The organism is Kitasatospora xanthocidica (assembly GCF_014656195.1).
GTDB lineage: Bacteria > Actinomycetota > Actinomycetes > Streptomycetales > Streptomycetaceae > Kitasatospora > Kitasatospora xanthocidica.
On record NZ_BNBY01000002.1, the window covers coordinates 24,436 to 32,320 of the forward strand.

Annotated in this window: 5 protein-coding genes; 3 read left to right on the forward strand and 2 right to left on the reverse strand. The window is 73.7% G+C overall.

Annotation, left to right across the window (positions count from 1 at the left end; all coding sequences use genetic code 11):
• The first annotated feature begins 187 nt into the window (after positions 1 to 187).
• Entirely contained in the window at positions 188 to 691 is a 504-nt protein-coding gene (locus IE332_RS03520; RefSeq protein ID WP_189913594.1) for a GNAT family N-acetyltransferase, read from the forward strand.
• A gap of 13 nt (positions 692 to 704) precedes the next feature.
• Here the strand turns inward: IE332_RS03520 and IE332_RS03525 are convergent, their stop codons facing one another.
• Together IE332_RS03525 and IE332_RS03530 are read right to left on the reverse strand one after the other, a co-directional pair.
• Positions 705 to 1,769, reverse strand: a complete 1,065-nt coding sequence (locus tag IE332_RS03525; RefSeq protein WP_189913595.1) for an aldose epimerase family protein — start codon at positions 1,767 to 1,769, stop codon at positions 705 to 707.
• A gap of 257 nt (positions 1,770 to 2,026) precedes the next feature.
• Entirely contained in the window at positions 2,027 to 5,044 is a 3,018-nt protein-coding gene (locus IE332_RS03530) for an ATP-binding protein (protein ID WP_189913596.1), read from the reverse strand.
• A 310-nt stretch (positions 5,045 to 5,354) separates the two neighbouring features.
• On the opposite strand from IE332_RS03530, the gene IE332_RS03535 reads away from it, so the two are divergent.
• Both IE332_RS03535 and IE332_RS03540 read left to right on the forward strand, forming a co-directional pair.
• Positions 5,355 to 6,302, forward strand: coding sequence for a terpene synthase family protein (locus tag IE332_RS03535; RefSeq protein WP_189913597.1), 948 nt, complete (start codon positions 5,355 to 5,357; stop codon positions 6,300 to 6,302).
• A 470-nt stretch (positions 6,303 to 6,772) separates the two neighbouring features.
• Positions 6,773 to 7,885 (forward strand): aldehyde dehydrogenase family protein (locus IE332_RS03540; protein ID WP_229928275.1); only part of this gene is annotated, 1,113 nt, incomplete at its 3' end.

The window sequence follows — 7,885 nt, forward strand, 5'->3', positions numbered from 1 at the left end:
TCGACGGAAAGTCCTTGCAGCAAGTTTCTGCAAGAAATGGCGATCGTTACATCCACGTGTCCTGGACGTTGCCACACGGTAGTCGGCTTCCGCCACCACTTGCCCCGGTTCGCCCGATTCACCCCTCCCCGGTCGACCGACGGGACCACCCTGCGTGGCCGAAAGCCACCTCCCGCACACTGGACCCATGCGCATCAGAGCCGTCACCAGGGACGAACTTCCGCTGCTCACCGAGCTGGAAGGGGCCGCCGGCGCCCCCTTCGCCGCGATCGGCATGCCGGAGATCGCCGAGGACGACCCCCCGGCCCCGGAGGAGCTGGCGCACTACCTCGACCACGGCCTCGCCCTCGCCGCCGAAGCCCCCGACGGCACGATCGCCGCCTACCTGCTGGCCGAGCCGGTGGACGGCGCACTCCACATCGAGCAGGTCTCCGTCCACCCCGACCACGCCCGCCGCGGCATCGGCCGGGCGCTGATCGAGCACCTCGCCCGGACCACCGACGCCCCGGCGCTCACCCTCACCACCTTCGCCGAGGTGCCCTGGAACGCCCCCTACTACGCGCGCTGCGGCTTCCGTCCGCTGTCCGACGCCGAGACCACCACGGGCCTGCGCGAGATCCGCCGCAAGGAGGCCGAGCACGGCCTGGACCGCTGGCCCCGGCTCTGCATGCGCCGGGACCTCCGGCCCTGAGCCGCCGGACCCGCTAGTTGGTCCCCAGCCGCAGCACGGTCGTCGAGCGGAACTCCTCGCCCGGCCGCAGCACGGTGCTCGGGAACGCCGGGTGGTTCGGGGAGTCCGGGAAGTGCTGGGTCTCCAGCGCGATCCCGGCGAACGGCCCGTACGGGACGCCGCTCGCGCCGGTGACCGCGCCCTGGAACTTGTTCGCCGTGTAGACCTGGATGCCCGGCTCGGTGGTCAGCACCTCCAGGGTGCGGCCGCTGGCCGGGTCCTCCAGCAGCGCCGCCCGCGCCGGGGCGCCGTCCGCCGGGCGGGGGCGCAGCACCCAGTTGTGGTCGTAGCCGCCCGGCCCGGCCAGCTGCGGGTGCGGGTCGTGCACCGACTTGCCGATCGGGGTGGCCACCGTGAAGTCGAACGGCGTGCCGGCCACCGGTTCGGTCCGCCCGTACGGGATCTGCCGCTCGTCGGCCGGGGTGTACTCGTCGGCGTCCAGGGTGAGCAGGTGGCCGAGCACGTCGCCGCTGCCTTCACCCGCGAGGTTGATGTACGCGTGGTTGGTCAGGTTGACGACGGTCGGCTTGCTGCTCACCGCGCGGTAGTGGATCACCAGCTCGCCGGAGGCGTCCAGGGTGTAGTCGACGGTGACGTCGAGCGCGCCGGGGAAGCCCTGGTCCCCGTCCGGGCTGTGCAGCCGCAGCCGCACCCCGCCCTCGACGGGCTCGGCCGCCCACATCCGCTGCGCGAAGCCGTCCGGCCCGCCGTGGATGGTCATGCCGGCGCCGGTCGGGGCGAGCCGGTGCTCCTCGCCGTCGATGGTGACCGAGGAGTGGTCGATCCGGTTGGCGTACCGGCCCACCACCGTGCCGTAGTGCCGGGCCGGGCCGAGGATCTGGGACAACTCGTCGGAGGCCAGCAGCAGTTGGGCGGAGCGGCCGGAACGGTCCGGCGCGCTCAGGGTGTGCAGGGTGGCGCCGAGGGTGAGCACGCTCGCCTCGTACGGGCCGGCCGTGAGCGTCCAGCGCCCGATCGCGGCCCCCGCTCCCGAGGGGTCGAGGGGTTCGTGCCGAACGCTGGTGGCCTCGCTCGCCATGGCCTGCTCCTCACTGTCGGCCGCGGCGCACCGCGACCGCCCGCTTCCTGGTCCGTCGGGAGGGGCACCACGGCAGCCCCCCGTGTCCGTCAGCCTAGCGAGGGCGGCGTCGGCGGGGGCGTAACCGCGCCAGCGTGCGCCGCCGTCGGCACCCGCCGCCCGTGGGCACCCGCCGCCCGTGGGTACGGGCCGCCCGTGGGCGACGGCCGCTCTGACCGACCGCCACCGTCCGCGCGGGGCCGCCCGCTCCTGCTCCCCTACTCCTCGTCCTCCGCCCCAGGCCGGGTCGCCTCCCGCTGCTGCGGCGGCAGTCCGAGCGCCGAGGCCAGCCCGTCCGGCCCGCTGCCCGCCTTGCGGTAGACCGCGGCCAGCCGCCGGTTGACCAGGCCGATGTGCAGCCCGAGCTCCTCGGCGATCCGCTGCGGCGGCAGGCCCTGCACCGCCCGCTGGGCGACCTCCAGTTCCGGCCCGCTGAGCGTGTCCAGGGTGTCCCCGAAGTCGCGCAGGCCCAGCCGGTTGGGCCGCAGCCCGTAGTTGGCGAGCTCCCGCCGCGCCTGGTCGACCAGCCCCTCCGCCGAGCAGTGCTGGGCCAGTTCGATGCCCTGGTACAGGTACTCCTGGGCGTCCTCCAGCCGTCCGACCCGGCGCAGCGCGGCGCCGAGGTCGACCAGCGCGACGGCGTGCTCGTAGCCGGCCGGGGACTGCCCGAGGTACGTCACGGCCTGCTCCAGCAGGTCGACCGCCTGCTGGCCGTCCTCGACCTGTGCCTGGAGCCGCAGCGCGCTGCCGATCGCCGAGGCGGTGCCGAAGGTCCGCGCGTCCCGGACGGCCGTCTGGGCGTACTCGCGGGCGCGCTCCGGCTCGTCGTCCGCGATCGCGATGGCGAGGTGGCCGGCCCAGGGCGCCCAGACGGTGTTGCGCCAGCCGCGGACCTCCAGCTGGGCGCCCGCCTCGGTGAGCGCGGCGGCGGCGCCCGCGTACCGGTTCTTGGCGACCAGCAGCTTGCCGTACAGCGAGGCCGCGTCGGGCAGCACCATGGCGGTCGCGTGGTACGGCGGGTGGAAGCCGAAGTCGTTGGCGAACTCCCAGGCCTCCTCGACCCGGCCGCGGGCGATCAGGGTGTCCACCAGCACGCCGACGGCGTCCCAGGCCAGCGGCAGCTTGCGCCCGATCCGCTCGGAGATGCGGAACGCCCGGCGCAGGAAGTCCTCCGCCTCGGCGAGCAGGCCGCGGCGGAACCGGGCCAGCCCCATCAGGAAGTACGCGAAGCCCCGGTGGGCACCGCTCCAGCCCGCGATCTCGAACTGGATGATGGCGTCGGCGGCCAGCCGTTCGGCCTGGGCGACGCGGTCGTTGTAGATGTACGTCAGGCAGAGCATCGAGGGCAGTTCGAAGCCCCAGGTGGTGTCGGTCCAGCCGAGGCCCTTGGGCAGCCGGCCGCCGTCGAGGACCTCGTCGGCGAGCGCGAGCGCCTCGGCGGAGGGGGCGCCGCGCAGGGTGAGGTCCCAGGCCCGCATGGCGAGCACGGCCCGGTCGGCGGCCTCCCGGCCGGTCAGCCGGTCGCACATCTCGGCGAGCCGGGCGGAGCGGCCGCAGCCGTCCTCCTCGGACTTGCGGAAGGCGTGCCACATGAACGAGGCGGCCTGGAGCCGTTGCCGCCCGGCCGGGTCGGCGGTCTGCCCCGCCTCCTCCTGGCAGACCAGCGCGGCCTGGCGCAGCTCGCCGCTGTGCGCGAGCACCTCGGACAGCCGGAAGGTGGCGTCCACCCGCAGTTCGGGGCGGAGCGGCACCTCGTCGGGGTCGAGGGCGAGCTTGAGCTGGTTGACGGTGGCGACGGGGTCGGTCAGCAGGGCGGAGTAGCCGAGTTCGTACAGCACCTCGGCCTTGATCTCGTCGGCGGGCGGCTCGTTGAGCGCGCGGTTGAGGCAGCGCTGGGCGGCCTCGGGGGCGCCGATCAGCTGGTGCTCGACGGCGGCGCGGCGCAGCTTCTTGACGATCCGGTCGTCGCCCTCGCCGGAGTGGGTCTCGACCAGGTGGCGGGAGGCGGCGAGCAGGCCGAGTCCGGCGTTCTCGATCTCGACGGCGGCGATGCCGTGCATGCCCAGGCGGGTGGCGTCCGGCATGGTGTTGTAGATCGAGCTGGCGATCAGCGGGTGGACGAACTCGAGGTTCCCGTTGGGCGACTGGGTGAGCACGCGCTGCTTGCGCAGCTGCTTGATGGAGTCGCGGGCGCCCTCGGTGCTCTGGGTGGAGATCCGGGTGGCGAGGTCGATCCGGATGTCGGTGCCCAGCATGGCGCAGGCCCAGGCGAACCGCAGGGTGGCGGCACCGAGCTGGTCCAGCCAGCTCTTGAGGGTCATCCCGGTGGCGTCGACGGCGAGTTCGCGCAGTTGCCGGGAGTTCTCCTCGACCGGTTCGAGCTCCTGGTCACGGACCTGGTCGAGCAGGCGGCCGGCCTCGAAGGGGTTGCCGTTGACGACGTTCCAGAACTCGTAGCAGAAGGCGTCCTCGGCCTTGTCGCCGAGTTCGGCGCGGATCATGTCGGTGACGGAGTTGAGGTTGAGCCGGTTGAGTTCGTGCTTGCGGCCCTTGAGGCCGACGAGGTCCCGGCGGAAGTCGTGGGTCTCGGTCGGCCAGTCGTTCTCGTCCTCGCGGAAGGCGAAGACGAGCAGGACGGGCAGTTCGCCGGAGCGGACGGCGAACTTGGTGAGCCAGGACAGGGATTCCGCGTCGGCCCAGTGCAGGTCGTCGACGATCATCACCATCGGGGCGCGGCGGGGTGCGAGCTGGGTGAGGACGTAGTCGAGGCCGTCCCGCACGCCCTGCGGGTCGAGGCGGCGGGCGCCGGCCTTGGGCTGCTTGAGGCCCATGGCCGGTCCGACGACCTCCTCCCAGGTGCCCATGACCTGCCGGAACTCGTCCGGCCGCAGGTGGCTGAGCACCGGCTGGAGCAGCTGGCGCAGCACGTGGTAGGGCTCCTTGAACTGCCGTTCGCCGCCTCGGGCGAACAGCACGGTGGCGCCCTCGCGCAGTTTGGCGATCCGTCGGACCTCGTGCAGCAGGGTGGTCTTGCCGATGCCGGGGCGGCCGGAGAAGGCGAGCAGGTCGCCGATCTCGGTGCCGCCGGCGGCGAAGTCGCGGCAGAGCCGGTCGACGGCGGCCTCCACCGAGCGCAGTTCGGCGTCACGGTCGCGCAGTCGGACCCGGGGCGCGGTGCCGTCGCCGTCCCGACCGGAACCGGCTCCGGTCCGAAGTTCGTTCTCCTGCTCGGTCACCGTCGCGCCTCCGCCTCGCCCGAACCCGTCACAGCTCCATCACTGCGTGGAGCCGAGGGTAGCGCCGCGTGGGCCTCACCGTGCGGCATTCGTGCAGGCTGGGGCAGACGGTGAGGGTTTGGACGGCTTGCCAAGGGCAATTGCCCTATATCCCTAACGTCCGATCATTGCATCAGATACCCTACGGCCCGCGAGGCTCAGATGATCTTGCGCCCCCCACCCTCATCATCCACATCTCGCCGCGTCAACTCCCCACACCCTCAGTGTTCGAACCACAAGCGCCCCCACCCTCCGCTGCACCGGGAGTCCGATGTCTGACGACACCTCACTTCAGATCCCGTTCCCGCACCGCCGCAGTCCCCACGGCGCGCACGCCACCGCGCTGCACCGCGCCTGGCTGGTCCGCCACCCGCTGCTCCCCGACGCCGACCGCCCCGGCTACGCGCACTGGGAGGTGGTGGACCTCGCCGCGCTCGGCTACCCGGACGCCGGACCGGACGAACTCGCCCTGGCCGCCGACCTGATGGGCTTCTACTTCCTCTTCGACGACCAGTTCGACGGCCCGCTCGGCCGCCGTCCCTCGGAAGTGGCGCCGATCTGCGAACGCCTGATCGCCGTACTGCACGGCGCCCGCCCCGACCAGGGCTCCGCGGTCGAGACCGCCTTCGCCGACCTCTGGAACCGCAGCGTGCGCGGCATGCCCGCCCGCTGGCAGGCCCGCGCCGCGTACAACTGGGAGTACTACCTGGCCAGTCACCCCGCCGAGGCGGCCGGCCGGATCTCCGCCCGCCCCCCGGACCGGGACGGCTACCTGGAACTCAGACGGGGCACCGCGGCGATGGAGACGATCTTCGACATGGTCGAGCGGATCGGCCAGTTCGAGGTCCCCGCCGCCGTCCTCCACCACCCGGTGCTGCGTCAACTCCGCCAGCTGGCGGCCGACATACCGTCGCTCAGCAACGACGTGCGGTCCTACCCGCTGGAGGCGCCGCGCGGGGACGTGAACAACCTCGTCATGATCGTCCAGCGCGAGCGCCACTGCTCGGCCGAGGAGGCCTGCTCGGCGGTCATCGCGGAGGCGCAGCTGATGGTCGAGCGCTGCGCCGAGCTGCGCGACCGCCTCCCCGACGTCTACCGCGAGTTGGGCCTGTCCCGGATCGAGCGCACGATCGCCCAGCGGTACGCGGACGGGCTGCTCACCTGGCTGGCGGGCTACCTCAGCTGGGAGGCCCGCACCGGTCGGTACCACGCGGTCTGACGCCCGCCCGGCCGTCGAACACCGGCCGCCGCACGCCGACCGGGGCAGCCGGCCGGCGAAGCCGACCGCGCCCGCGGCGAGGGCCACGCCCGCGCGCCCGCCCCCGCGCGGGCGGGCCGCCCCGCGCCGGTCCACCGCCCCCCGCGCCGGGTCACGCCCCCACCCGACCGCCGCCGCACCCCCTCCGCCCGTGCCCCGCGCCCGTGTCCGCGCCCGCGCTCGGCCCCGCACCCGGGCCCGCACCCGTGAGAACGGCCGGAACGCGCACCCTCCGTACGAACCCTCGTACGGACCGTAGCCGCGGCGCGCGCCCGGCGGTTAGGGTGCTCGACGGCGGGCGCCCCCAGCGGGCGTCCGGCCCATGTGCGTGTCCTGCCCCTCCCGCCGGGCCGCCCCGACCGGGCGGCCCGGCGCGCTGCTCCGGCCGTACGGCCCGGGCGGCGCCCGACGTCGCGAGGAGACACCAGAGCATGACGGTCTACCAGCCCCCCGGCACGCCCGGCAGCATCGTCGCCTACCGCTCCCGGTACGAGCACTGGATCGGTGGCGGTTGGACGCCGCCGGTGCGCGGCGAGTACTTCGGCGACCCGACCCCGGTCACCGGCGAGGTGTTCACCGAGGTCGCCCGGGGCACCGCCGAGGACATCGAGGCCGCCCTGGACGCGGCCCACGCCGCCGCCCCGGCCTGGGGCCGCACCCCGGCCGCCGAGCGGGCGCAGGTGCTGCTGCGGATCGCCGACCGGATGGAGGCCAACCTGGAGCAGCTGGCCGTCGCGGAGAGCTGGGAGAACGGCAAGCCGGTCCGCGAGACGCTGGCCGCCGACCTCCCGCTCGCCGTCGACCACCTGCGCTACTTCGCCGGTGCGCTGCGCGCCCAGGAGGGCAGCCTCTCCCAGCTGGACGAGGACACCGTCGCGTACCACTTCCACGAGCCGCTGGGCGTGGTCGGCCAGATCATCCCGTGGAACTTCCCGATCCTGATGGCGGTCTGGAAGCTCGCCCCGGCGCTGGCGGCCGGCAACGCGGTGGTGCTCAAGCCCGCCGAGCAGACCCCGGCCTCGGTGCTGCTGCTCGCCGAGCTGACCGCCGACCTGCTGCCGCCCGGCGTGCTCAACATCGTCACCGGCTTCGGCGAGGAGGCCGGCGCGCCGCTGTCCGCCAGCCCGCGGATCCGCAAGCTCGCCTTCACCGGCGAGACCTCGACCGGCCGGCTGATCGCCCGCGCGGCGGCCGACAACCTGATCCCGGTCACCCTGGAGCTCGGCGGCAAGAGCCCCAACGTGTTCTTCGGGGACGTCGCCGCCGCCTCGGACGCCTTCTACGACAAGGCGGTGGAGGGCTTCGCGATGTTCGCCCTCAACCAGGGCGAGGTCTGCACCTGCCCCAGCCGCGCGCTGATCGAGTCCTCGATCTACGAGCGGCTGCTCGCCGACGGCCTGGAGCGGGTGCGCGCGATGCGCCAGGGCGACCCGCTGGACACCGAGACCCAGGTCGGCGCCCAGGCCAGCGTCGAGCAGCTGAAGAAGATCCTCTCCTACTTCGAGATAGGCCAGGCCGAGGGCGCCAAGGTCCTCACCGGCGGC